The sequence below is a fragment of the Streptomyces sp. NPDC027189 genome (genome assembly GCF_055566975.1).
On the sequence record NZ_JBVHRI010000021.1, the window covers coordinates 136,059 to 160,688 of the forward strand.

Genomic DNA, 24,630 nt, shown 5'->3' on the forward strand with positions numbered 1-24,630 from the left:
CCTTTCGTCGACGTGATGCCGACGAGAAGGCTCAGCCGCCCCCGCCAACTCCACGCGGCGCGCGTAGGTCTGCGGGGTGAACACCTTCGGACACCGGCTGGTCGTCGGGTCGCAAGTGCCTCTTAGGCTCCGGGAGTTGGGCCCTTCCCGAGGGGGCCGAGCGACCGCTCCGTGACGCCCGCCAAGTGGGCGGTGAAGACCTCGCGCGCGTCCGGCGTCAGCGTGCGCAGGGCCACCAGTGCCGTGATGACGACGTCGCAGAGTTCCGACTGCACGTCGTCCCAGGTGTGGGTGGTGCCCTTGCGCGGGTTCTGGCCCGTCGCGCCGATCACCGCCTGGGCCACCTCGCCGACCTCCTCCGACAGCTTCAGCATGCGCAGGAGCAGGCCCTCCCGGCCGTCGTGCGCCCGGTTGGCGTCCAACCAGGCGTGCAGGCGGTCGATCGAGTCCCAGACGTCTTCATCAGCCATCGGACCTGCGTCTCCGGAGTCAGCCATGCGGCCAGCCTCCCCAGAGGCCGCTCGCCCGACGCCTCTTCATGGACCCGATGCCTCCCCGTAGACCCGACGCCTACTCGTCGACGAACGCCTACTCGTCGATGAACGCCTGCTCGTCGAACAGCGCCTCCTGCTCCCCCTCCGCCGCCTTCCGCACCCTCTTGTTCCGCGCTCCCACGACCACCGCCGTGACCGCCGCCGTCACGCCCAGCGCCGTCGGCACCATCCAGCCGCGGTTCACCGTGTGGCCCAGCAGATGGTCGAGGGACAGCCGTCCGGGTCCCGCCACCGCGAGGCCCGCGGCCGTCAGACCCAGCGACGCCGCGTACTCGTAGCCACCGCCCTGCGCGAAGAACCCGTTCGGTGCGTGCACCGCCGCCGCGCCCGCCATCGAGCCGGCCGCCGCCGCACCGGCCGCGGGCGTCGCGAGGCCCAGCGCCAGCAGTGTGCCGCCGCCCGCCTCCGCGAGCCCGGCCGCCGTCGCGCTCGTCTTCCCGGGCATGTAGCCCATGGCCTCCATGGCCGCCCCGGTCCCTTCGAGACCGCCCCCGCCGAACCAGCCGAGCAGTTTCTGCGCCCCATGCGCGGCCAGCACTCCGCCCGTGCCCAGACGGAGCAACAGCAGTCCCAGATCGGTTCGGTCGAAACAGGTCACGGTGACTCCCAGAGCAGACAGCGGCAACGGTTCCCTCCCCGGGGTCTCCACCGTCGCACCGATCGGACGAGCCCGACGCTCCCGGGCAGCCGTTCGGGTGGCGGGCGCGGGGGACCGGTGTGAGTCTGGCTGGCATGACGATTCAGGTAGCGAAACTCAGCGAGCCGGCCGTCCGGGCCTTCGTCACCGCGGTGAACGCCCACGACCGGGATGCCTTCCAGGCGCTGCTCGCGCCCGGCGCCACCATGTCCGACGACGGCTCCGACCGTGACCTCGCCGACTGGACCGAGCGGGAGATCTTCTCCTCCCACGGCCACATGGACGTCGACAACGAGTCCAACGGAGGCCGCTCCCTCATCGCCCGCTACAGCAACGACACCTGGGGCGAGATGAAGACGAGGTGGAGCTTCACCGTCGACGACGGCGGCAGGATCACCCGCTTCGAGACCGGCCAGGCGTAACCGTCTCCCACCGGGGGCTTGCCTTCGCGTGCGCTCCAACTCCTAGCGTCCAGTGGCATGGAGACCACTGAGTACGGGACGACTGAGCACAGGACACTGGGACGCAGCGGTATCGAGGTGAGCCCCCTCGGCTTCGGCTGCTGGGCCATCGGCGGCGAGTGGTCGACCCCCGACGGTCAGCCGCTCGGCTGGGGCAAGGTCGACGACGAAGAGTCCGTACGGGCGATCCGGCGTGCACTCGACCTCGGTGTGACCTTCTTCGACACGGCGGACGCGTACGGCGCCGGGCACAGCGAGCGCGTTCTCGCGCGGGCGCTGGGCAACCGGCGGTCCGACGTGGTCGTGGCCACCAAGTGGGGCAACGTGATCGACGAGGAGCGTCGGCTGGCCACCGGCAGCGACGACTCCCCGGCGTACGCCCGCCGCGCGCTGACCGCCTCTCTACGGCGCCTTGACACCGACTACGTCGACCTTTACCAGCTGCACCTCTCCGACGCGGACCCGGAGCGTGCCGCCCAACTCCGGGACATCTGTGAGGAGTTCGTACAGGAAGGGCTGATCCGCGCCTACGCGTGGAGCACCGACGACCCCGAGCGCGCGGCCGTCTTCGCGCAGGGCGAGCACTGCGCGGCCGTACAGCATCGGCTCAATGTGCTGCAGGACGCGCCCGAACTCCTCGCGCTCTGCGAGGAGTCGAACCTCGCGAGCGTCAACCGCAGTCCGCTGGCGATGGGGTTGCTGACCGGGAAGCACACGGCGGGGCAGGCCCTCGAAGCGGGGGACATCCGCAACGCGCCGCCCGCCTGGCTGCCGGGCTTCACCGAGCGGGGCGGCGCCGACCCGGAGTGGCTCGCCCGGGTCGACGCCCTCAGGGAGATCCTCACCAGCGGCGGCCGTACGCTCGCGCAGGGCGCCCTCGCCTGGTTGTGGGCGCGCAGCCCGCGCACCGTTCCCATCCCGGGGTTCCGCTCGGTCGCCCAGGCCGAGGAGAACGCGGGCGCGATCGCCGAAGGGCCGCTCACCGCCGGGCAGTTGGCCGAGGTCGACCGCGTACTCGGACGGTGAGCGGCCCCGAAGACCGACGCGGGATCAGAAGCCCTGACCGCCGTACGACGGCTGCTGGGCCGGCTGCTGGACAAACGGCTGGGCCGCGGCACCGCGCGCCCCGCCCCGCTCGGTCAGCGTGATCTGCCCCGCCTTGATGGTCGCGAGACGCGGCGCGCGGCGGGCGATGGACGAGTCGTGGGTGACCATGATGAAGGTCAGCCCGTACTCGTGCCACAGCCCTTCGAGCAGGCCCATGATGTCGTCGCGGGTGCCCTCGTCGAGGTTGCCGGTCGGCTCGTCGGCGAGCAGCACCTTCGGCTTCTTGACCAGCGCGCGGGCGATGGCGACGCGCTGCTGCTGACCGCCGGACAGCTCGCTGGGCGCATGGCCCAGGCGGTCGCCGAGACCGACCGAGCTCAACGCCTCGGCGGCCCGCTCGCGCCGCTCCTTGGGCTTCACACCGAGCGGTACGAGGGCGGTCTCGACGTTCTCCTGGGCGGTCAGCGTCGGGATGAGGTTGAAGGCCTGGAAGATGATGCCGATCTTCTCGGCGCGCAGCCGGGTCAGCTTGGCCTCGCTGATGGAGGCGAGGTCCACGCCGTCCAGTTCGACGCTTCCTGAGGTCGGGCGGTCAAGACCGCCGATCATCTGGAGCAGGGTCGACTTGCCACCGCCCGTGGGGCCCTGGATGACGAGCTGGTCGCCGTCCTCGATGGCGAGGTCGACGCCGCGCAGCGCCTCCACCGTCTCCTTGCCCCGTGTGTAGCGCTTGGTGACGCCGGTGAGCTTGTACATGAAGGTCTCCGAAGATGAAGGGGGTGGGGCGCCGCGGCCCGGGGGGAGTGGACGCGGCGCCCCGGCTCAGGGGGATATGGCCCGAGGGCGAGTTACGAGACGCTGCGCAGCGCGTCCGCCGGGCGCATCCGGGAGGCGCGCCAGCCGCCCATCCCACCGGCGATCAGACCGCCCGCGATGGCCAGGCCCGCCGCGAGCGCGATGGTGGTCAGTGAGACCGGTGCGGACAGCGCGATCTCCATGGTGTTCTTGGCCGCCGAGGCCGCCTGCTGGCCGGGACCGCCGCCACCGGGGCCGCCGCCCATGCCGCCACCGCCGCCCATGCCACCGGTGGAGCCGAGCTCCGCCGTCAGCTTCGGGCTGATCGCCGTGACCGCGTACGCCGCTCCGAGGCCGAGGGCGATGCCGAGCGCGCCGCCGAGCAGGCCGTTCACGATGGATTCGCCGACGACCTGGCGGGTGACCTTGCGGGACGGCCAGCCGAGCGCCTTCAGGGTGCCGAACTCACGGACGCGACGGGAGACGGCGGAGGAGGTGAGGAGCGCCGCCACCAGGAACGCGGCGACGAGGACGGCGATGGACAGCCACTTGCCGACGCTGGTCGCGAGGTTCGAGGCGGTCGACAGCGAGCCGGAGACGGTGTCCGCGAGGTCGGCGGAGGTGGTGACCGTCGTGCCCGAGATGTTCTTCTGGATCGTCTTCTTGACGGCGTCGATCTGCTGGGAGTCGGTCGCCTTGACGTAGATCGTGGTGACCTTGTTCTTCGAGTCGCCGAGCGTCTGCGCCTGCTTCAGCGGCAGGTAGACGTCGGTGGTCGACTCGCTGCTGTCGGGCGTCGCGACACCGATGATCGTGTACTTGGTGCCGGAGATCTTGAAGGTCTTGCCGACCTTGTACTTGTTCTCCTTGGCGTACGACTTGCTGACCACCGCGACCTTCGCGTTGGTCTGCGAGGTCGTGAAGGTCTTGCCCGAGGTGATCTTCGAGGTGGCCAGCGGGCCGAGGTCCTGGTTGGTGACGTCGACGCCCGCGACGGAGTACGAGTTCACGTCGAAGGAGGCGCCGCCGCCCTGCACCTGGGGCTGGCCCGTGCTGGTGCCACCGCCGGGACCGCCCTGGCCGCCGCCTTGCTGCTGGGTGGAGGAGTGCGCCTTGCCCTGTGTGAAGGAGCCGTTGACCTTGGTGACGTTCAGGCTCAGCGCGCCCACCGCGCTCGCCACGCCCTTCTGCGCGGCGACCTCGGTGACCAGCGAGGACTTCAGGGACTGACCGCCCTGCGTCATCACGCGGTCGGAGCTCTGTGTCGTCTTGCTGTTGTTGGACTTGGCGTCGAAGTTGAACTTCGGTCTGCCCGAGGAGTCGCTCGAAGGCGCCGTCTGGGCCTTGGTGACCGTCATGTCGGTGCCGAGCCCGTACAGCGACTTCAGGACCTTGTCCTGTGCCTGCTGCATGCCGGCCGACACCGAGTTGACGGTGATGACCAGCGCGATACCGAGCGCCAGACCCATGGCGATCACCAGCGCCGCCTTCTTGCGCCGGCTCAGCTCACGCTTGAGATAGATGCCAAACATCCCGTTCCTCAAAGGTTCTTGGCGCCCGCTGTGGGCGCGGCCACAAGCTATGGAGGAACCTTTGAGCCGGGCTGAGTAAGGGATGTGTGAGGGCTGAGAAAGTCGCGCCCGAAATCAATATTCCGTAAGACAGCCGATTCCTAGGCTCTCTAGGGCGTATTGCCAGGAAACGCCTGTTGAGTGACCCCTTGGTGAAGACAGCGGGCTCGCCCGGTACGCATCTCCCGGTGGGACGGTGGACGGTCGTACGGGGCGGGCCCGCGCCATTTTGCCGCGCCTTTGTGAGTCCTTTATTACCCCGCTGTGCCACGCCGCGGAGGCGCTTTGTACGGTCCCGGGATGCGCGTTTCTTCTCGGGTTTCCCGTCGTGCCGCCCTCGGCCTTGCCGCGGCCGTCCCGCTGGCCGCGGCCACCTCCACGGCCGCCCCATCCGCATACGCCGCCACGACGATCGGCGGTGAACGGCTCGGCCGTACCGGCGTTCAGGTGCGTGGCGTCCCGGGGCTGCCCAAGAGGCTCACCGCCCGCGCCTGGGTCGTCGCGGACCACGACAGCGGCCAGGTGCTCGCCGCGTTCAACGCGCACCGGCGCCTGGCGCCCGCGTCCACCTTGAAGATGCTGTTCGCGGACACCGTGCTGAAGAAGTTCGAGCGGACCGAGAAGCACACCGTGACCGACGCCGATCTCGCCGGGATACCGATGGGCTCCAGTCTCGTCGGCGTCAAGCCCGGCATCACGTACACCGTCGAGCAGTTGTGGCAGGGCGTCTTCCTGCGCTCCGGCAACGACGCGGTGCACGTGCTCAGCCACATGAACGGCGGCGTCGCCGCGACCGTCGCCGCGATGCAGGCCAAGGCCGCGGACCTGCAGGCCCTGGACACGCACGTGGTCAGCCCCGACGGCTTCGACCACAAGGGGCAGCTGTCGTCCGCGTACGACCTGACGCTCTTCGCCCGGCACGGCCTGGCCGACGCCGACTTCCGCGCCTACTGTGCGACGAAGACCGCCGACTTCCCGGCCGGCGGCAAGAAGACCTTCCAGATCCAGAACACCGACAGGCTGCTCACGGGCGCGTGGGGCGTGGAGATGTACGACGGCCTGATCGGCGTGAAGAACGGCTACACCAGCAACGCCGGCAACACCTTCACCGGCGCGGCGACCCGCGACGGGCGGACCCTCCTCGTCACCGTGATGCACCCGAAGAGCGGCGGCAGCGGCGTCTACGAGGAGACGGCACAGCTCCTCGACTGGGGTTTCAAGAACGCGGCGAACGCCGAGCCGGTCGGCACGCTGGTCGATCCGCTCAGCGAGGGCGGTGCGAGCGCCAGGCCCCACCGGAAGGCGGCGAAGGCGGCCGCGGGCGCTCAGGGCGGCACGTCGGGGGACGGCTCGTCGTGGGGGTCGCTCGGTGGGGCCGGGGGAGCCGTCGCGCTGCTCGCGGGCGGGGCGCTCGTGCTGCGCAACCGCCGGCGCAAGCCGGCCGACGACGCCACGGACGGCCGTCACCGGCGCTGAACCTCGGAGCGCCGCACACATGTTGGGGCAGCCGTTCCGCGATCCGGTGCATACCTCGCGGTCCCGCGCGAGGTCCGCCCCCACCCGGTCGGCGGAACGGCTGCCACCTCCCCCATCGGTGTGGACCAGTGGCCGTACCGAAGTCTCGTGCTCCAAGTGTGAAGTTCTGGTGGAGGAGATGTTGAGCATAAGCCCGCTACCGGCTGATACGGTCCGGAGTTTCTGCTTCCGTTTGTGCAAGTTGAGTCGTTGACGAGTCGTTGACGAACCGTTGATGAGTGGTTGATCGGCTGTTCATGACGCGGGCGCGATCGGCTCAGCCGCGTCCCACGTACGGCATCGTCGTCGCCACTACCGTCGCGAACTGCACGTTCGCCTCCAGGGGCAGCTCCGCCATGTGCCGGACCGTGCGCGCCACATCGGCCACGTCCATCACCGGCTCGACCGCCAGTTCGCCGTTCGCCTGGAGCGCTCCGGTCCGCATCCGCTCGGTCATGTCGGTGGCCGCGTTGCCGATGTCGATCTGACCGCAGGCGATCCGGTATGGGCGCCCGTCCAGGGACAGCGACTTGGTCAGGCCCGTCAGCGCGTGCTTGGTCGCCGTGTACGCGATCGACTGCGGGCGGGGCGTGTGCGCCGAGATGGAACCGTTGTTGATGATCCGGCCGCCCTGCGGGTCCTGCTCCTTCATCTGCCGGTACGCCGCCTGCGCGCACAGGAACGCGCCGTTGAGGTTGGTGTCCACCACATGCCGCCAGGCGTCGTACGGCAGCTCTTCGAGCGGGACGCCGCCCGGGCCGAACGTGCCGGCGTTGTTGAAGAGCAGGTCGAGCCGCCCGAAGCGGTCGCGCACGGCGGCGAAGAGGGCGGCCACGTCGTCTGGCCGCGAGACGTCGCTGCGTACCGCGATCGAGGGCCCCTCGGGGACGAGGGCCGCGGTCTCCTCCAGGGTCTCGGTCCGGCGTCCGGCCAGCGCCACCGACCAGCCGGTGCGCAGCAGTTCCACGGCTACCGCACGGCCGATGCCGGAGCCCGCTCCCGTCACCACGGCGATCTTCGTCTGCGGGACGTTCATGGTGTTCATGGCATTCATGGGGCCGCAGCGTACGGGAGAGTCCGCGGTGCGGAAGGGAGAGTCCGCAGTGCGGAACTCAGCCCGTGCCGACCTCGCCCGGATAACGGACGCCGATGCGGTCCCGTATCGCGTCGAGCGTCCGCATCACGGCGAGGCTGCCGTCGAGGGGGACGAGCGGGGACTCGGTCTCGCCGGCGCGCAGGGCGCGCATCGCCTCGGCGGCCTCGTGCCTGAGGCTGGTGCGCGGGCCGTCCGCCGGGTCGGCCGTGAACTCCTCCGGGTCGCGGCCGTCGCGGTGCAGCACGAGGCGGTCCGGGAAGAAGAAGCCGTCCGGGATGTCGATGCGGCCCTGGGAGCCGGTGACGGAGCCGGAGACGGGGGTGCCGCCGTTGATGGAGCAGTGCACCGAAGCGAGAGCGCCGCTCTCCCAGGAGAGCACTGCTCCCGTCTGGAGATCGATGCCCTCGTCGGAGAGCACTGCTCTCGCGGTGATGTCCGAGGGCTCCCCGAGCAGCAGCTGCGCGAACGACACCGGGTAGACGCCCAGATCGAGGAGCGCGCCGCCGCCCTGGGCGGGGTCGCGCAGCCGGTGCGACGGCGGGAACGGTCCGTTGATTCCGAAGTCGGCCTGCACCGTGCGGACTTCGCCGATCACACCGTCGTCGACGAGCGTCTTGAGCCGCCGGACCAGTGGATTGCAGTACATCCACATGGCCTCCATGAGGAAGCGGTCGTGCACCTGCGCGAGGGCGACCAGTTCCTCGGCCTCGCTCGTGTTCAGCGTGAACGCCTTCTCGCACAGCACATGGCGCCCCGCCTCCAGGCACATCCCGGCGGCGGCCCGGTGTGCCGAGTGCGGAGTGGCGACGTACACGATGTCGACGTCCGGGTCCTCGGCGAGCGACGCCCAGTCCCCGTACGCCTTCGGTATCCCGAACCGCTCCGCGAACGCCTTGGCGGAGGCGTCCGTCCGCGAGGCCACCGCCACGACCTCGGCGTCCGGCATGTCCACCAGATCCGCCGTGAACGCCGCGGCGATCCCCCCGGTCGCCAGAATCCCCCACCGCACGCGCTCGCGCTCGCCCGTCATCCCCGCCCCTTCGCCCTGTGATCCCGAAGATCTGTGACCCCGAACACCCCGTTCGAGCTGAGAGCATAGGTGGCGGATTACTCGGAGAGGGAGGGGCACATGCCCGAGCGTGGCCGCACCACGCGGGGAGAGCGGTTCGAGCGGGAGGAAGCCGCCCCGGAGGGGCACATAGCGAACGCCGCGCTCGCCGGCGTATCGCAAGCGGCGCCCAAAGCGCCGGACACCGGCGCCCTCCGCCGCACCGGACTCCTCGTCACCCTGATCCTCGGCGGCCTCACCGCCACGCCCCCGCTGGCGATGGATATGTACCTCCCGTCGCTCCCGGAGGTCACCGAGTCGCTGCACGCCCCGGCCGCGACCGTGCAGCTCACGCTCACCGCGTGCCTCGCGGGCATGGCGCTCGGACAGCTCGTCGTCGGCCCGATGAGCGACAGATGGGGCCGCAAGCGCCCCCTCCTCGCCGGCCTCGCCGTCTACATCGTGGCCACCGTGCTGTGCGCCCTCGCGCCGGGCGTCGAACTCCTCGTCGCCTTCCGGCTCGCGCAGGGCCTCGCGGGCGCGGCCGGGATCGTGATCGCCCGGGCCGTCGTCCGCGATCTGTACGACGGCGTGGCGATGGCCCGTTTCTTCTCCACCCTCATGCTGATCTCCGGGGTCGCCCCGATCATCGCGCCGCTCATCGGCGGGCAGATCCTGCGCTTCACCGACTGGCGGGGCGTGTTCGTGGTGCTCACGGCGGTCGGCATCGCGCTGACGGCGGTCGTCTGGTTCCGGCTCCCCGAGACCCTCGCACCCGCCGAACGGCACAGCGGTGGCGTCGGCGAGGCACTGCGCGCCATGCGCGGGCTGCTGGCCGACCGCGTCTTCGCCGGGTACATGCTCGCGGGCGGCTTCGCCTTCGCCGCGCTGTTCGCGTACATCTCGGCGTCCCCGTTCGTCGTGCAGGAGATCTACGGGGCCTCCCCGCAGACGTTCAGCCTGCTCTTCGGCCTCAACTCCGTCGGTCTGGTGATCGTCGGCCAGATCAACGGCAAGGTCCTGGTCGGCCGGGTCAGCCTCGACAAGGCGCTCGCCGTCGGCCTCGGGCTGATCACACTCGCGGCGGCCGCGCTGCTGCTGATGTCCACGGGCGCCTTCGGCGAGGTGGGGCTGGCTCCGGTGGCCGCCGCCCTGTTCGTGCTGATGTCCTCGATGGGCCTGGCCATGCCCAACACACAGGCGCTCGCCCTCATGCGCGTCCGGTACGCCGCCGGCTCCGCGTCCGCCCTCCTCGGCACCTCCTCCTTCCTCATCGGCGCGATCGCCTCGCCCCTCGTCGGCATCGCCGGGGAGCACACCGCTGTCCCGATGGCCGTCGTCCAACTGGCCGCAGTACTGGTGGCCATCGCCTGCTTCGTGGGACTCTGCCGCCCCTGGCAGACGGGACGCACATCGCACGGAAAGGCGGCGGACAGCTGAGCGCGCCGAGACTGCACACAGACACACCGGAACGGGCCGGGCTCGCCCCCGAAGAACTGCGTCACCTCGTACGGGAGGTCCGGTCCCTCACGCGCGGACCGGACCCCTGGGCGGCGGGTGTGGTGGTGATCGCGGGGCGCGGTCCGGTCGTCGCCGTCGAGGAGGCGGCGGGGTGGGCGGTGCGCTACGCGGCGTACGACGAGGAGACGGACACGGGGGTCGAGCTGCCGCCCGGGGCGCGGGTGCCCATGACCGTCCACACACCCTGCGACCTGGCCTCCCTCACCAAGCTGTTCACCGCGGTCGCCGCGGTGCAGCAGCTGGAGCGCGGCACGCTCGGCATCGACGCGCGGGTGGGTGCGTATCTGCCGGAGTTCCGCGCTGCCGCCGCGTACGACATCACCGTGCGGCAGCTGCTCACCCACACCTCCGGGCTGCGCCCCGAACTCCCGCTGTACGACTGCCCGGACGACGCCGCGCGCCTGGCGCTGCTCCGCGCGGAGGCCCCCTCCTCCGAACCGGGCGCATACCTGTACTCGGACTTGAACCTGCTCCTCCTCCAGTACATCCTGGAGCGCATCACCGGGCGCACGCTCGACGTCCTCGTCCGGGACTGCATCACACGGCCGCTCGGCATGACCGCCACCGGCTTCGGCCCCTGCCCGGGCGCGGCGGCCACGGAGGACCAGCGGCGGCCGTGGGCCAAAGTCGACCGGGGGATGCTGCGGGGTGTGGTGCATGACGAGAACGCGTGGGCGCTCGGTGGGGTGGCGGGCCATGCGGGCCTCTTCTCCACGGCCCACGACCTGGCGGTCTTCTGCCGCACCCTGCTGGCCGGCGGCTCCTACGGCCCCGCCCGCATACTCGGACCCGACTTCGTCGAGCTGATGCTGACCCCGCCCGGCCTCGGCTTCGCCTTGGACCAGCCCTGGTTCATGGGCGCCCTCGCGGGGCGCGGCGCGGCGGGCCACACGGGCTTCACGGGAACGTCCCTGGTGCTGGATCCGGCGACGGATACGTTCCTGGTGCTGCTGGCCAACACTGTCCACCCCAGGCGTCGCCCGGCGGACAACGCGCCGCGGGCGGCCGCGGGGACGCGGCTGGCACGGGCGGTACGGGGGGCTTGAGGGGTCTTCTACCGCCCCCCCGACCCCGTTGCGCAGTTCCCCGCGCCCCCTTTTCAGGGGCGCGGGGAACTGCGCAGTCTTTTGGCGGGGGCCTGGGGGCGCAGCCCCCCAGGTACGGGACGGGCAGGGGCGGAGGGGGCGAGAAACACCCCGCCCGGACACAACCCATTCGCCTCCCGCCCGGAGGGCACCCCGCGGCGCACCATGGGCATCAACTGCCCCTGCGGTTGCGTAAGGAGCCCTCCTTGCACCCTTCTCGCCGCGCCACACCCCGGCGCTATCTCATGTGCCCACCCGCACACTTCGAGGTCACGTACGCCATCAACCCCTGGATGAACCCCGCCAAGCCGGTCGACGTGCCGCTCGCCGTCGCCCAGTGGGAGAACCTCCGCGACCGCTACCGCTCGCTCGGCCACACGGTCGCGGAGCTCACCCCCCGCCCCGGCCTGCCGGACATGGTGTTCGCGGCGAACGGCGCGACCGTCGTGGACGGCCGGGTGCTCGGCGCCCGGTTCGCGTACCGCGAGCGCGAGCCGGAGGCGGCGGCGCATCTGGACTGGTTCCGCGCGCACGGCTTCGCGCAGGTGCGGGAGCCGGTCCACGTCAACGAGGGAGAGGGCGACTTCGCGGTCACCACGTCGTACGTGCTCGCGGGCCGCGGCTTCCGCGCGAGCCCTCTCTCGCACGGCGAGGCCCAGGAGTTCTTCGGCCGCCCGGTGATCGGGCTGGATCTCGTCGACCCCCGCTACTACCACCTGGACACGGCCCTCGCCGTCCTGGACGACAGGGCGGACGAGGTCATGTACTACCCGCCCGCGTTCTCCCCCGGCAGCCGGGAGGTGCTGCGCCGGCTGTTCCCCGGCGCCCTGATCGCCGCCGACGACGACGCCGCCGTGCTCGGCCTCAACGCCGTATCGGACGGCTTCCACGTGCTGTTTCCACAGGCCGCGACCGGCCTGTTCGACCCCCTCCGGGAACGCGGCTTCGAGCCCGTCGGCATCGACCTGAGCGAACTCCTCAAGGGCGGCGGCAGCGTGAAGTGCTGCACGCAGGAACTGCGGAACTAGTCCCGCGCGTCCGGTGGCCAGGCGTCGCCCCACTCCGCGTCACGGGCCGCCCGGTACAACGGTCCGTGGCGCTTGGTCACGGTCTCCCGGCGCAGTGACGGTTCGGTCTCGCACAGATCCAGGAGCACTTGGCCCTTGCGGATCTGCGGCTTGCGCACGACGCGGGAGGAGGCCGGGGCCGGCGGGAAGCGGGTCGCGGCGACGTAGCTGAACTTCTCGTCCTCGTACGGCAGGGAGCCACCCTTGACCTGGCGGTGCAGGGAGGAACGGGCCACCCGGGCGGAGAAGTGGCACCAGTCCTCGCCGGGAACGATGGGGCAGGTCGCGCTGTGCGGGCAGGGGGCGGCGACGTGGAACCCGGCGCGGATCAGGCGGTCGCGGGCCTCGATGACGCGGGTGTAGCCGTCGGGGGTGCCCGGCTCGATGATCACCACGGCCTGGGCGGCGGCCGCGGCGGCGTCCACGACGGAGGCGCGGTCGGCGTCGGTGAGCTCGCCCAGGACGTAGGACACGGTGACGAGATCAGTGCTCTCGATGGTGAGCGCTGATCCGATACGAGAGCGGTGCCACTCGGCGCTCTTCAACTCCGGGTTCGCCGCGGCGATTTCCCGGCCCAGCGCGAGTGCGGGCTCCGCCCAGTCCAGCACCGTCACCGGGCGGGCGCCCTCCCAGGTCGCGTTCACCGCCCACGTCGCCGCGCCCGTGCCGCCTCCGACGTCCACGTGGCTGCCCGGCGCCCATCCGGGTACCGCGTCCGCGAACGCCTCCAGGGCCGCGTGCACCGCTTCGAACGTGGCGGGCATGCGGTAGGCGGCGTACGCGACCACGTCCGAGCGGTCGCGGAGGATCGGGGCGTGCGTCGGGGTGGTCCCCCGGTAGTTGGCGATCAGCCGCTCGACCGCCTGCGCGGCGGCCTTCGGCGGCAGCCCGTCGAGCAGCCCGGCGAGGGCGGTGCGCAGGGTGTCGGCGGGGGTCAGGGGGGCGTTCACCCGGTGATTCTACGGTTGGCCGGGGCGGGGCTCGGAGCGGTTGTTTCGCCCCCTCCGCTCCTGCCCGTCCCGACCAGCCTTTCGGCTGCGGGTGCGTGGGGGTTGCTCGCGCGGTTCCCCGCGCCCCTACAAGGGGCGCGGGGAACCGCGCGTCCTTACCCCAGCCCCGTCGCACCGCCCCCGCCGGAGGCGAGACGTACCGTATCGTCGCCCTGATAAGTTCCCCCCATGGCCGAAAAGCCCAAGCCCAAGCCCGCCCCCGACGCCACCCGCCGCAGTGAGAAGTCGCGTCGCGCGATCTACGACGCCGCCCTCGCCCTCGTCGGCGAGGTCGGCTACCCCAAGACCACGATCGAGGGCATCGCGGCCCGTGCCGGAGTCGGCAAGCAGACGATCTACCGCTGGTGGTCCTCGAAGGCGGACGTGCTCCTCGACGCCTTCATGGACCACGGCGAGCAGGCCGCGCGGGCGGCGGGGCAGGAGCCGTACGAGATCCCGGACACGGGGGATCTGGCCGCCGACCTCAAACTGGTACTGCGCGCCACCGTGGACGAACTGCTGGACCCCAGGTTCGAGATCCCGTCGCGCGCCCTGGCCGCCGAGGGCGTGGTGAACGAACGGCTCGGCGTCGAGTTCGTCGGCAAGCTCCTCGAACCCCAGCTCCAGCTGTACGTGAAGCGGTTGCGCTCGGCGCAGGGCAAGGGGGACGTACGCCGGGACGTCGACCCTCGCATCGCCCTGGAGCTGTTCGTCTCCCCGCTGGCCCAGCGCTGGCTCCAGCGCACCGGCCCGATCTCGTACGAGTACACCGACACGCTCGTCGACTACGCGCTCTTCGGCCTCGCCCCGCGCTGAGTCGTCGACCGTGCCGACAACCGGCCCGGTGTGTCCGTGATGATGCCGTCGCAGCCCAGCGCGAGCGCCCGGTCGCGCTGGGCCGGAGTGATCACCGTGTGCGCCCACACACGCGGAACGCCGGACTTCACGGCCCGTACGAGATCGACGTCACGCGCCTTGTGGTCGACGTCGAGGAGGTCGACGAACGACGTCCAGCGCTCGGGGCGGTCGCTGCGCATCTGGGCCGCCGACCGCCACAGTTGGCTGAGCAGGCCCAGCCGGTGGGCACGCCGGGCCACTTCCGGGTCGTTGGAGTTCACGAACGCCGAGCGGGTCAGATCGCGGGCGCGGATCATCGCGGCGAGTGTGCCCAGGCTCTCCGGGTCCTTCGCCTCCAGCGTCAGCACAATCCGTCCGCCGAAGCGGTCCAGTACCTCGGCGACGGTCGGCGGCCGCTCCAGGTGCCGGCTGCCGGGGCGCGCGCCCTTGGGGCGCAGCCGCACGCCCCGCCAGTCCCGCAGGCTCAGGTCCCGTACCGCTCCGCGCGTGTAGGTCGTGCGGTCCAGGGTCGCGTCGTGCATGACCACCACGGTTCCGTCGCGCAGCATGCGGGTGTCGAAGTCGAGCACCTGCGCCGTACCGCGCTCGTACGCGGCCGTCAGGCCCGACATGCTGTTCTCCAGGACTTCCCGGGCGCCACCGCGGTGGGCGACGTAGGTGATGCGGGGGAGGGAGTCCACCGTCAGCGGCCCCGTACCCCACTCCAGTGGAGACGGCGGGCCGCCGGGCCTGGTGAGGGCGAGTGAGGTGAGACCGGCGAGACCCAGGAACGCAGTCCGTGTGAGCATGGCGACCACGGTAGGGGTGCAAATCCCGCCAAAGTGTGGAATGACACCCGATCCGGGCCGGGGAGACACATCTCCCCACCCACCCCGGATGTGGGCTCTGGCCACCCAGGGCGCAGGATGGTGGGACCATGGGGCTTGGTGATGGCTTGCAGATGGCCTTTTGAAGGCCTGTTGTCGGCACGAACGGCTAGGCGAGGGGATAAATGAGCGCAGAGTTCGCCCGCCGCTCCGGCGCGCAGGGCAGGATCTCCCAGTGGCTCCGCGGACGCCGGCCGAAGGATCCTGTGGAGAGCGCGGACCGCGGGCGTGAGGCCCTGCTGCTCGCCGCTGCCGCCGCGGGGCTGCCGCTCGCGCAGGCCGCGTACCCCTCCGGCTACCGGTGCTCCTGTGACCGCGTCGGCTGTCCCACTCCGGCGCGCCACCCCGTCTCCTTCGCCTGGCAGACGCAGTCCACGACCGACCGTGCGCAGATCGAGCGGTGGGCCCGGCACCAGCCGAAGGCCAACTTCATCACCGCGACCGGCATGGTGCACGACGTTCTCGACGTGCCGCTGGACGCGGGGCGCGAGGCGCTGGAGCGCTTGCTGGCCTCCGGCATCGAGGTCGGGCCCGTCGCGGAGTCGGGCGGTGACCGGATGCTCTTCTTCACGGCCACCCGGGGTACGCCCGAGGACGAGGACGAGTGGTGGCCCTGCGAGCTGGACTGCCATCCCGAGACGATGGACGAGCATCCGGGGTTGCGGTGGCACTGCCGAGGGTCGTACGTCCTTGTTCCGCCGGCGCGGTTGCCGGGTGACCTGACGGTCGAGTGGGTACGGGGGCCGGAGTACGCCTTGCCGGATCCGCTTACGCTCCTTGAGATCCTGACCGACGCGTGTGCCCGCTACGCGGGGGATGACTCGGAGCAGCTGGCGGCTTGGCCCCACCGGGGCTGAAGTCCGCTTGCAAGGCGCCCGGCGCTGCAGGCTGTGCCCTCCCGTTCCGCTCGGCAGCGGTGGCGGCCGCCCCGGCGGCAGCCGTCACGCAACCGTCGCGGTTACTCGCCCTTCGCCCCCGTCAACCCCTCGATCCGCCCCAGGATCGCCACGCCCTTGCCGGCCGCGTTCTTCGGTGGGTCCAGGGCCGCCTGGTTGGAGATGAACTCCAGGGTGAGGGACTGCTTGATCTCGCCGGTTGTCAGGGCCTGGACGTCGGCGGTGGGGGTGGGGATCTCGGTGCCCGCCGCCGCGGTCTGTTTCTCGTAGCGGTGGGTGGTGAAGAAGACCAGGGCCCCGCCGTCCGTGGTGCGCAGGCCCACCGGGGCGTAGCCGCCCGAGGCCAGCGGCTCGTCGATGTACTGCCGGGCGAGGCCGGGCTTGCTGGCGAACTTCTTGCGCTGGGCGCGCCACTGTGAGGTGTGCGTACCCGCGGCGAAGCCGTCGCCGCCGGCCTTCAGATACGTCGCGTACGACTGGCTCAGCTTCTCCGGCTCGATCGCGAGGGCCGCGTCGTCCACAGTGACCGGCTCGGCCCAGCCGGCGTCGTCCTTCTTGAACGTCGGTACGTCGTCGGCGGCGAGGACGGTGAGATACGAGACCTGCCAGACGTCGTTCGCCCGGGAGCGGGTGAAGACGAGCAGCCAACGGCTGGTCGGCAGGCCCTTGTTGGCCGCGGTGTCGGCCACGAACCAGCGCGGCCAGCCCGCCTTCTCGGGTATCACGAACTTGGCGTCGCTGAACTTCAGCGGCGAATGCGTCGGATTGCCGCCCGGGTTGTTCTTGTGCCCGGCCTTGAGCTTGGCGCCGTCGATGTCGGCGAGCGGCCCGGCGACCCGGTCCGCGTCCAGCGAACTGTCGTACTGCTTGTCCGCCTTGTTGTACGCGGTGGTGAAGTCCTTGAGCGCGCGGGCGGCCTCGGCCCGGGTCGCCGCCGGTACGACCTCCCGCTCGCCGTGCACCACCACGCAGCCGCTCGCCGTCAAGGACAGAACGGTCACCGCCCCTGTGGCCAGGGCGAATTGGTTCAGACGGTTCGGACTACGAAGCCTTCGAGGGCTGCGACCCGCGCGATCCCTGCTCATCAGGTACCTTCACCTTCCCCTTCCCGGAGGCGAACCCTACCGGGGCGAGGAAGATCGCGAGTGTCGGGACCAGGTACAGCGCCCACACCGTGACCTGGAGGACGGTCGGGTCGGGCTGGAAGTTGAAGACGCCCTTGAGGAGGGTGCCGTACCAGCTGGTCGGGTCGATCGTGCTGCTGATGTCGAAGGCCAGGCTCGTCAGGCCCGGGACGAAGTCGGCCTCCTGCAGGTCGTGGACGCCGTACGCGAGCACACCCGCGGCGACGACGACCAGCATGCCGCCGGTCCAGGTGAAGAACTTGGCGAGGTTGATCTTCAGCGCGCCCCGGTAGAAGAGCCAGCCGAGGAAGACCGCGGTGGCCAGGCCCAGGGCGACGCCGATCAGCGGGCGGGGCGTGCCGTCGCTGGCCGCGTGCACCGACGCCCAGACGAACAGCGCCGTCTCCAGGCCCTCCCGGCCGACCGCCAGGAACGCGGTCGCCACCAGCGCGCCGGTGCCCATCGCCAGCGCCGCGTCCAGCTTGCCGTGCAGCTCGGACTTCAGGTGCCGGGCCGTACGCCGCATCCAGAAGACCATCCACGTCACCAGGCCCACGGCGACGATCGACAGCGAACCGCCGAGCGCCTCCTGCGCCTGGAACGTCAGCTCCTGGGAGCCGAATTCGAGCGCGAAGCCGAAGCCGAGCGCGATGGCGACGGCGACGGCGATGCCGATCCAGATCGGCTTCAGCGCGTCCTTGCGCTCCGTCTTCACCAGATACGCGATGAGGATGCAGACGACGAGGCTGGCTTCCAGCCCCTCGCGCAGGCCGATCAGGTAGTTGCTGAACACGGGCTACGCCTCCTTGGAGAACAGCGCGCGCCCCCACCAGTCGTCCTTGTCGCGGACGCCGGGCGGGACGGCGAAGAGCGCCGAACTCACGTGCTGGATGTACTCGTTGAGCGCGTCGAGGCGCGACAGGTTCCGCTGCACCGGAATGAACCCCTTGCGCACGTCACGCTGGTACGCCAGGAAGAACAGGCCCGCCTCCAGGCGGCCGAGGCCGTCCGTGCCGTCGGTGAAGGAGTAGCCACGACGCAGGATCGTCGCGCCGTCGTTGGAGTCCGGGTGCGCGAGCCGTACGTGCGCGTCGGGCTTCATCGCCTTCAGGAACGGCTTGTCGCGCTCCTTGGCCTTGCCGACGGGGGCACCCTCGCCCTTGTCGCGGCCGAAGATGTCCTCCTGCTCCTGCAGTGAGGTGCGGTCCCAGGTCTCGATGTGCATCCGGATGCGCCGGGCGACGAGATACGAGCCGCCGGTCATCCAGTCGGGACCGTCCTTCTCGCCCACCCACACGAACTTCTTCAGCCGGTCCGTCTCCGTGCCGGCGATGTTGCGGGTGCCGTCCTTGAAGCCCATCAGGTTGCGCGGCGTCTGCGCGTCCGGGGTCGTGGACGAGGTCTTGCCGAAGCCGAGCTGCGACCAGCGGACGACGACCTTGCCGAAGCCGATCCGGGCCAGGTTGCGGATGGCGTGCACCGCGACCTGCGGGTCGTCCGCGCACGCCTGGATGCACAGGTCGCCGTTGCTGCGGGCCTTCTCCAGGGCGTCGCCCGGGAACTTCGGCAGGTCGACCAGGGCCTCCGGGCGCTGGTCCGCCAGCCCGAACTTCTCGAACAGGGAGGGCCCGAAGCCGATCGTCAGCGTCAGCCGGGACGGCTTGAGGCCCAGTGCCTCACCGGTGTCGTCCGGCGGCGCCTCGGCCAGACCGCCGTACGCGCCCTCGCCGACCGCGTGCCCGGCGGTCATCCGCCGTGCGGCCGCGGTCCACTCCTTGAGCATCTGCACGAACTCGGCGCGGTCCTCCGTCTTCACGTCGAACGCGGCGAAGTGCAGCCGGTCCTGCACCGCGGTCGCGATGCCCGCCTGGTGCGTGCCGTGGAAGGCGACCGCGGCGCCCGCCTCGGCGGCGATCGGGTCGACGTCGTTGCCGGTGCGGGTCATCGCCACCGCGCCGCCGGCAGCGGCGGCGCCGAGCGCGAGGCCCGCACCACCCCAGCCGATCAGCGAACGGCGGGAGGGCGAAGAGCTGGTGGTGTCCTCGGTGGCTTCCGTGGTGTCCGTGGTGTCCGTCATGGTGGCGGCTCCTACTTCACGACGGCGGCGGCGAGCTTGGACAGGGGCTCGGCGAGCGCGTTGACCGCGTCCGAGAGCTCCTTGCGGTCGGCCTCGCCGACCTTGTCGTACGAGGTGAAGTCGTACGAGGTCTTGTCCGTGCGGTACTTGTCGAGCAGCGTGTTCAGCGCGGCGAACTGCTTGTCCAGCTCCGTCGTCAGCGCCGCGTCGTTCTCCTTGGCGACCGGCTTCAGCAGCTCGTACGCCTTCTGCGCGCCCTCGACGTTGCCCTTGAAGTCGCTCAGGTCGGTGTGCGAGTAGCGGTCCTCCTCGCCGGTGACCTTGCCGGTGGCGACCTCGTCGAGGAGCTCCTTGGCGCCGTTGGCCATGGAGGTCGGGGTGATCTCGGCCTTGCCGACCCGCTTCTGCCAGTCGGTCAGGTCGGTGACCAGCTGATCGGCGAGCTCCTTCTCGCGGTCGCCGATCTTCTTGTCCTGCCAGAGGGACTTCTCCAGCCGGTGCCAGCCCGTCCAGTCCGTGGCCGGGTCCTGGCCGTCCTCCAGGCCGTCCTCGCGCACGTCGACCTTCGGGTCGATGTCACCGAAGGACTCCGCGACGGGCTCGGTGCGCTCCCAGCCCAGGCGCGAGGTGGCGAACTCCTTCTTCGCGGCCTCGATGTCGCCGTCCTTGATGGCCTTGGCGAACGCCTCGGCCTTGGGCAGCGTCTCGTCGGCCTGGGTCTGCGCGTACTCACGGTAGGCGGCGACGGCCTTGTCGAGGCGCGGGTCGCGCTTGGCGACCTTGCCGCCGGTGACCGTGAGCTTCTGGCGGACGCCGTGGCCCTTCATGCCCGGTCGGCAGGCGATCTCGTACGAGCCGGCCTTGACCTCGGCGGTCAGCGTGTACTTGGTGCCCGGGCCGATGTTCTCCTTCTCGGAGACGATGCGGTCGTCCGGGAAGACGATCTCGACCTCGGTGGCCTTGGAACCCTTGTTCTCGATCTTCAGGGTGACCTGGCCGGCCGGGACCGACTTGGCGGAGGTGTCGCACTTCGAGTCGGCGGCGGTCACCTGGATCGCGTCGCCACCCTTGGCGTCGCTCTTCTCGGTGCAGCCCGTGACGGCGGTCAGAGCCGCCGCGGTGGCGGCGGCGGTGACAACTGAGAGTCGGACGGCTCGCATTCAGGCTCCAAGAGAAGAATCGGACAATCCGCACGGCGGGGCCCGTGCCGGCTTGGTGAGGCTGGCCTAACTTATCTGAGGCTTGCCTCACCGATACCCACCCGTCTGGTGATTCAGCTCTCACGGACGGTGTACAGGAACGGCTTGATCACGACAGCTCAAAACGAATCCCAAGGAATGGTCAAGCGCAGGTCAAGAGTCGCGTTTCGGGGTGATCAGTGCCGCACCGGTCCTGGGGTGCGGGAACACCTCCACCGGCCGGCGACAGACGTCGCTCAGCAACTCTCCGGTGAGGACCGCGGCCGGCGGACCGTCAGCCGCGACATGACCGGCGCACAGAATCGCCACCCGGTGCATGTACGCCGCCGCGAGCCCCAGATCGTGCAGCACCATGACCACGGCGTCCCCGGCCTGCGCCCTGTCCCGGCACACGCTCAGCACCAACTCCTGGTGCCGCAGGTCGAGGGCGGCGGTCGGGTCGTCGAGCAGCAGCAGCGGGGCGCGCTGGGCGAGCACCCGGGCGAGCGCGACTCTGGCCCGCTCGCCGCCGCTGAGCGCGGAGAAGGGACGGGCCGCGAACTCGGTGACCTCCGTGGCCGCCATCGCTTCGAAGACCGCCGAGTCGTCGTCCTCCCGGTCCAGGGCCGTCCAAGGTGCGCGGCCCATCCGTACGACCTCTTCGACCGTGAAGGGGAAGGAGAGAGCCGTGGACTGGGGGAGCACGGCCCGGCGCAGGGCGAGTTCGGGCGCCGTCCAGTCCGCCGCGGGACCGATGCCCGGGGCCCGCCACCATCCGCGGCAGATGTGGCACCATGCCGCCGCGGTGGTCGTCGCCAGACGTGGTCTGGGCTGCCCGGCCCGGCGCGGGAAAGACGGACCCCGCCAAACCCCCACCACCCATGCCTCGCCGCGTGTTGAGGTGGGGGCCGTGCGACCGGAGGATCGCTCCGGGCCGGCCGTCCCCGAAGCGCCGAGTCACCGCACCCGGGGCCGCACGGAGCGGACAGCTCCGGCCAGGACGACGCGCAGCACCACACCCGTGGTGCGTCAGACGCGAGCGCGCCCGCCCGGAAAGCACCCGCCCCACGGCCCCACCACCGTTCGGGGCCCAGCGTTCCAGACCAGCAACTCACGCTGTTCGGACGTCCGGTATGGCCGGCACCGGACAAATCAACTCAGGAACGCAGATGCTTGAATGCCGGAGTGACTGATTACGACGTGCTCCGGGTCTTCTGCGGACCCGACGGACGGTATGGCAATGAGCTCGGTGTCGTGCGGGAGGGCGCGGTGATACCGGACCGTGAGGAGCGGCAGTCGTTCGCGGCGAAACTAGGGTTCAGCGAGACCGTGTTCGTCGACGATCCTGAGCGCGGGGTCATCGACATCTACACGCCCACGCTGCGGCTGCCGTTCGCGGGGCACCCCTGTGTCGGTACGGGCTGGCTGCTCGACGTGCCCGAACTGGTCACGCCCGCCGGAGTGGTGGGGGTTCGGCTGGACGGGGAGTTCAGCTGGATTGAGGCGCGGGCGGAGTGGGTGCCGACACGTACGGTGCGGCAGTACGGGTCGGCCGCCGAGGTCGACGCGCTGTCTGTCCCCGCACCGGGGGATTGGATCTATGCCTGGGCCTGGGAGGACGAGGCCGCCGGGCGTGTGCGTGCCCGTGGCTTTCCCGGGCGTGACGACGGGATCGACGAGGACGAGGCGACGGGGGCGGCGGCGCTGTTGCTCACGGCCCAGCTGGGCCGCGCGCTGAACATCATCCAGGGGGCGGGGTCGCAGATTCTTACTGCGCCGCAGCCGGAGGGGTGGATTGAGGTGGGGGGTCGGGTGTGGCTGGAGCGGAGCTGAGGGCCGAGCGTTGTTCGGCCCTCGCCACCCCTTTCCTTCCCAGGTTCTCGGCTTCGCTTGAACAGAGGGACCCCATCCTCCCCGGGGGCTACCGCCTCACACCCTGCCTTCCCGCCCACCCACCCGCCCGTCTCGGCAGTCCCGGCCTCCGGCGAGCAGTCTCTGCGCGCGCCTTCGGCGGCAACCCCCGCCCCCTGTCGGCACCCGAAAAGCAGTTGCCCGGGCCGAAGCCTCCCCTGAGCATGGCCTTTCGTGACCCCGTCCTCCCGCCTCCGTTCCCTCCTGCCCGATCTCGCTCCCTGGCGGGCCTCCGCCGACTTCCGGCGGCTGTGGCTGGCGGGGCTGATCACGAACTTCGGGAGCTTTCTGACGTCCGTCGCGCTGCCGGTGCAGATGAAGGTGCTGACCGGGTCGGCGGCGGCCGTGGGGGCGATCGGGGCCGTGGAACTCGTACCCCTGATCGTGTTCGGGTTGTACGGTGGGGCGCTCGCCGACGCCCTGGACAAGCGGAAGCTGATCGTCTACACGGAGGCCGGGCAGGGAGTGTTGTGCGCCGGACTGCTCGTCAACGCGTTGGTGCCGCACCCGCCGGTGTGGCCGTTGTACGCGGTCGCCGGGCTCTCCTCCGCGCTCGGCGCGATCCAGCGGCCCGCGCTTGACTCGCTCGTACCGCGGATCGTCGCGCACGAGCACCTGCCGGCCGCGACCTCGCTCAACTCCCTGCGCTGGACGGTCGGCGGCGTCGCGGGCCCGGCCCTCGCGGGCGTCGTCGTGGCGTACGCCGGGCTCGGCTGGGCCTACGCGGTGGACCTGGTCACCTTCGCGGTGTCGGTGGCGCTGATCGTGGGGCTCGCCGCGTCGCCCGCCGCGCACGAGGCCGCGAAGCCGTCGCTGCGGTCCATCGCGGAGGGCGCGCGGTACGCGTGGAGCCGCAAGGAGCTCCTCGGTACGTACGCAATCGACCTCGCGGCGATGTTCTTCGCGATGCCGCTTGCCGTCCTGCCCTTCCTCGCGGACGAGCTGGACGCCGAGTGGTCGCTGGGGCTGATGTACGCCGCGCTGCCGGCTGGCTCCCTGCTGGTGACGCTGACCAGCGGGTGGACCTCGCGAGTCCACCGGCACGGGCGGATGGTGGCCGTCGCGGCGGCGTGCTGGGGGCTCGCCATGGTGGCCGCGGGTGTCGTGGACAACGTATGGCTGGTGCTGCTCTTCCTCGTCCTCGGCGGCTGCTTCGACATGATCAGCGGGATCTTCCGCGCCGCCATCTGGAACCAGACGATCCCGGACGAGCTGCGCGGCCGCCTCGCCGGGATCGAGTTGCTGTCCTATTCCGTCGGGCCCCAGCTCGGCCAGGTCCGCTCCGGGGGCATGGCCGCGTGGACGAGCGTCCGGACGTCGATCTGGTCGGGGGGCCTGATCTGTGTGGGGGCGGTGGGCCTCCTCGCCGCCCTCCTCCCAAAGCTGATGACGTACGACGTTCGCACGAACGAGCACGCGATACGGCTGAGGGAGGCGCGGGCCTCGGAGGGGGCTGCGGCCACGGCAGGCTGAGCCCGCGATACCCCCGCTGCCCTGATGCCCGCGCCACCTGCGAGCTCCCTCAGTTCAGCATGATCTAGCGCGGAACCCCGGGCGTTCACGCCCGGGAGGAAGCGCTTCTCTGGACTGCTCTGACTTGCGCGGGTGCTCGGGTCCGCACTGTTGACGTCAGTCGGGACGTTTCTGGTTCTCGATGTACTCCTTGATGATGCTGAGTGGTGCGCCGCCGCAGGATGCGGCGAAGTAGGACGGCGACCAGAAGTGATCACCCCACAGGTACTTTCGGATGTGGGCGGGAAACTCCTGGCGAAGCCTTCGGGCGGAGACGCCTTTGAGGGAGCCGACCAGGCGCGAGATGGCGACCTTGGGCGGGTAGTGCACGAGCAGGTGGACGTGATCGCGTTCGCCGTTGAACTCGACCAGTTCGGTTTCGAAGTCGGCGCAGACGTCCCGCATGATCTCTTCGCAGCGTCGAAGGATCTCGTCCGTGAACGGGCCACGCCGGTACTTGGGCGTGAAGACCAAATGTGCATGGAGGGTGTAGACGACGGTTCGGCCCCTGCGGATGTTGGGATTTGGCTCCCAGCGTGGTGACATAGATCAATGCTACGATCTTGCTCGTGAAGGTCGTGACGCAGGTCAAGCTGATACCGGATGCCGCACAGGCACCGGCGATCGCTGCGACCCTGTACACATTCAACTCGGAGGCCAACTGGGTCTCCGAGGTCGCGTTCATGAACGGTGTGCCGCGTGAGTACGCGTTGCGGAAGCTGGCCTATGCGCAGCTCAAGGAACGCGGGCTCGGCGCTCAGGTCGCGCAGCACGTCATCAAGAAGGTGCGCGACGCCTACACCACGCTGCACGCCGGCCTGC

At 70.7% G+C, this 24,630-nt stretch carries 24 protein-coding genes and 1 pseudogene; 11 read left to right on the top strand and 14 right to left on the bottom strand.

What is annotated here, in order from left to right; all coding sequences use genetic code 11:
- Positions 1 to 122 precede the first annotated feature (122 nt).
- Positions 123 to 470, bottom strand: coding sequence for a MazG-like family protein (locus tag ACZ4RZ_RS36960; RefSeq protein ID WP_467751308.1), 348 nt, complete (start codon positions 468 to 470; stop codon positions 123 to 125).
- 118 nt (positions 471 to 588) lie between these two features.
- Complete coding sequence (locus ACZ4RZ_RS36965; protein WP_467751309.1) at positions 589 to 1,152, bottom strand: DoxX family protein; 564 nt, start codon at positions 1,150 to 1,152, stop codon at positions 589 to 591.
- Between the two features lie 134 nt (positions 1,153 to 1,286).
- Between ACZ4RZ_RS36965 and ACZ4RZ_RS36970 the strand changes: the two genes are divergently transcribed.
- Both ACZ4RZ_RS36970 and ACZ4RZ_RS36975 read left to right on the top strand, forming a co-directional pair.
- Positions 1,287 to 1,613, top strand: coding sequence for a nuclear transport factor 2 family protein (locus ACZ4RZ_RS36970; protein ID WP_467751311.1), 327 nt, complete (start codon positions 1,287 to 1,289; stop codon positions 1,611 to 1,613).
- A gap of 57 nt (positions 1,614 to 1,670) precedes the next feature.
- Positions 1,671 to 2,678, top strand: coding sequence for an aldo/keto reductase (locus ACZ4RZ_RS36975; protein WP_467751312.1), 1,008 nt, complete (start codon positions 1,671 to 1,673; stop codon positions 2,676 to 2,678).
- Between the two features lie 24 nt (positions 2,679 to 2,702).
- On the opposite strand, the gene ACZ4RZ_RS36980 is transcribed toward ACZ4RZ_RS36975, so the two are convergent.
- Together ACZ4RZ_RS36980 and ACZ4RZ_RS36985 are read right to left on the bottom strand one after the other, a co-directional pair.
- Entirely contained in the window at positions 2,703 to 3,455 is a 753-nt protein-coding gene (locus tag ACZ4RZ_RS36980; protein WP_467751313.1) for an ABC transporter ATP-binding protein, read from the bottom strand.
- A gap of 92 nt (positions 3,456 to 3,547) precedes the next feature.
- The gene (locus ACZ4RZ_RS36985; protein WP_467751315.1) at positions 3,548 to 5,026 is read right to left on the bottom strand and encodes an ABC transporter permease; all 1,479 of its coding nucleotides are present in this window, start codon (positions 5,024 to 5,026) and stop codon (positions 3,548 to 3,550) included.
- Positions 5,027 to 5,365: 339 nt separating this feature from the next.
- Between ACZ4RZ_RS36985 and ACZ4RZ_RS36990 the strand changes: the two genes are divergently transcribed.
- Positions 5,366 to 6,541, top strand: a complete 1,176-nt coding sequence (locus ACZ4RZ_RS36990) for a D-alanyl-D-alanine carboxypeptidase family protein (protein WP_467751317.1) — start codon at positions 5,366 to 5,368, stop codon at positions 6,539 to 6,541.
- Positions 6,542 to 6,857: 316 nt separating this feature from the next.
- On the opposite strand, the gene ACZ4RZ_RS36995 is transcribed toward ACZ4RZ_RS36990, so the two are convergent.
- Entirely contained in the window at positions 6,858 to 7,634 is a 777-nt protein-coding gene (locus ACZ4RZ_RS36995) for an SDR family oxidoreductase (protein WP_467751318.1), read from the bottom strand.
- Positions 7,635 to 7,692: 58 nt separating this feature from the next.
- Positions 7,693 to 8,706: a Gfo/Idh/MocA family protein gene (locus ACZ4RZ_RS37000; RefSeq protein ID WP_467751319.1), complete on the bottom strand. Its 1,014-nt coding sequence runs from the start codon at positions 8,704 to 8,706 to the stop codon at positions 7,693 to 7,695.
- A gap of 99 nt (positions 8,707 to 8,805) precedes the next feature.
- On the opposite strand from ACZ4RZ_RS37000, the gene ACZ4RZ_RS37005 reads away from it, so the two are divergent.
- The 3 genes from ACZ4RZ_RS37005 (at position 8,806) to ddaH (ending at position 12,358) form a co-directional block, all read left to right on the top strand.
- Entirely contained in the window at positions 8,806 to 10,164 is a 1,359-nt protein-coding gene (locus ACZ4RZ_RS37005) for a multidrug effflux MFS transporter (protein WP_467751320.1), read from the top strand.
- A complete protein-coding gene (locus tag ACZ4RZ_RS37010; RefSeq protein WP_467751350.1) occupies positions 10,119 to 11,291 on the top strand; it encodes a serine hydrolase domain-containing protein in 1,173 nt (390 codons plus the stop codon). Before ACZ4RZ_RS37005 ends, ACZ4RZ_RS37010 begins: the two co-directional genes overlap by 46 nt.
- A 245-nt stretch (positions 11,292 to 11,536) precedes the next feature.
- Positions 11,537 to 12,358 (top strand): dimethylargininase, encoded by an 822-nt coding sequence (ddaH, locus tag ACZ4RZ_RS37015; RefSeq protein ID WP_467751322.1) that lies wholly within the window; start codon positions 11,537 to 11,539, stop codon positions 12,356 to 12,358.
- On the opposite strand, the gene ACZ4RZ_RS37020 is transcribed toward ddaH, so the two are convergent.
- Entirely contained in the window at positions 12,355 to 13,347 is a 993-nt protein-coding gene (locus tag ACZ4RZ_RS37020; protein ID WP_467751324.1) for a small ribosomal subunit Rsm22 family protein, read from the bottom strand. The two genes, ddaH and ACZ4RZ_RS37020, sit on opposite strands and share 4 nt — an antisense overlap.
- Before the next feature lie 228 nt (positions 13,348 to 13,575).
- Between ACZ4RZ_RS37020 and ACZ4RZ_RS37025 the strand changes: the two genes are divergently transcribed.
- Positions 13,576 to 14,202, top strand: a complete 627-nt coding sequence (locus ACZ4RZ_RS37025) for a TetR/AcrR family transcriptional regulator (protein ID WP_467751325.1) — start codon at positions 13,576 to 13,578, stop codon at positions 14,200 to 14,202.
- Here ACZ4RZ_RS37025 and ACZ4RZ_RS37030 read toward each other — a convergent pair.
- Positions 14,172 to 15,032 (bottom strand): glycerophosphodiester phosphodiesterase, encoded by an 861-nt coding sequence (locus tag ACZ4RZ_RS37030; RefSeq protein ID WP_467751326.1) that lies wholly within the window; start codon positions 15,030 to 15,032, stop codon positions 14,172 to 14,174. The genes ACZ4RZ_RS37025 and ACZ4RZ_RS37030 overlap by 31 nt on opposite strands.
- Before the next feature lie 203 nt (positions 15,033 to 15,235).
- Between ACZ4RZ_RS37030 and ACZ4RZ_RS37035 the strand changes: the two genes are divergently transcribed.
- Positions 15,236 to 15,967: a bifunctional DNA primase/polymerase gene (locus ACZ4RZ_RS37035; RefSeq protein WP_467751328.1), complete on the top strand. Its 732-nt coding sequence runs from the start codon at positions 15,236 to 15,238 to the stop codon at positions 15,965 to 15,967.
- A 101-nt stretch (positions 15,968 to 16,068) separates the two neighbouring features.
- On the opposite strand, the gene ACZ4RZ_RS37040 is transcribed toward ACZ4RZ_RS37035, so the two are convergent.
- The 5 genes from ACZ4RZ_RS37040 to ACZ4RZ_RS37060 form a co-directional block, all read right to left on the bottom strand.
- Positions 16,069 to 17,091 carry an SCO2278 family lipoprotein gene (locus ACZ4RZ_RS37040; RefSeq protein ID WP_467751330.1) on the bottom strand — a complete coding sequence of 341 codons (1,023 nt, stop codon included), beginning with the start codon at positions 17,089 to 17,091 and terminating at the stop codon, positions 16,069 to 16,071.
- Complete coding sequence (efeU, locus tag ACZ4RZ_RS37045) at positions 17,048 to 17,923, bottom strand: iron uptake transporter permease EfeU (RefSeq protein ID WP_467751332.1); 876 nt, start codon at positions 17,921 to 17,923, stop codon at positions 17,048 to 17,050. The genes ACZ4RZ_RS37040 and efeU overlap by 44 nt, the downstream gene beginning before the upstream one ends.
- A gap of 3 nt (positions 17,924 to 17,926) precedes the next feature.
- Entirely contained in the window at positions 17,927 to 19,207 is a 1,281-nt protein-coding gene (efeB, locus tag ACZ4RZ_RS37050) for an iron uptake transporter deferrochelatase/peroxidase subunit (protein ID WP_467751334.1), read from the bottom strand.
- A gap of 11 nt (positions 19,208 to 19,218) precedes the next feature.
- Positions 19,219 to 20,367: an iron uptake system protein EfeO gene (efeO, locus tag ACZ4RZ_RS37055; protein ID WP_467751336.1), complete on the bottom strand. Its 1,149-nt coding sequence runs from the start codon at positions 20,365 to 20,367 to the stop codon at positions 19,219 to 19,221.
- A gap of 192 nt (positions 20,368 to 20,559) precedes the next feature.
- Positions 20,560 to 21,261 carry an ATP-binding cassette domain-containing protein gene (locus ACZ4RZ_RS37060; protein ID WP_467751338.1) on the bottom strand — a complete coding sequence of 234 codons (702 nt, stop codon included), beginning with the start codon at positions 21,259 to 21,261 and terminating at the stop codon, positions 20,560 to 20,562.
- A 309-nt stretch (positions 21,262 to 21,570) separates the two neighbouring features.
- On the opposite strand from ACZ4RZ_RS37060, the gene ACZ4RZ_RS37065 reads away from it, so the two are divergent.
- Complete coding sequence (locus tag ACZ4RZ_RS37065) at positions 21,571 to 22,218, top strand: PhzF family phenazine biosynthesis protein (protein WP_467751339.1); 648 nt, start codon at positions 21,571 to 21,573, stop codon at positions 22,216 to 22,218.
- Between the two features lie 252 nt (positions 22,219 to 22,470).
- A complete protein-coding gene (locus ACZ4RZ_RS37070) occupies positions 22,471 to 23,769 on the top strand; it encodes an MFS transporter (RefSeq protein ID WP_467751341.1) in 1,299 nt (432 codons plus the stop codon).
- 156 nt (positions 23,770 to 23,925) lie between these two features.
- On the opposite strand, the gene tnpA is transcribed toward ACZ4RZ_RS37070, so the two are convergent.
- Positions 23,926 to 24,354, bottom strand: a complete 429-nt coding sequence (gene tnpA, locus ACZ4RZ_RS37075) for an IS200/IS605 family transposase (protein WP_079089547.1) — start codon at positions 24,352 to 24,354, stop codon at positions 23,926 to 23,928.
- Positions 24,355 to 24,377: 23 nt separating this feature from the next.
- On the opposite strand from tnpA, the pseudogene ACZ4RZ_RS37080 reads away from it, so the two are divergent.
- Positions 24,378 to 24,630: pseudogene (locus ACZ4RZ_RS37080) on the top strand (RNA-guided endonuclease TnpB family protein); the annotation flags it as partial.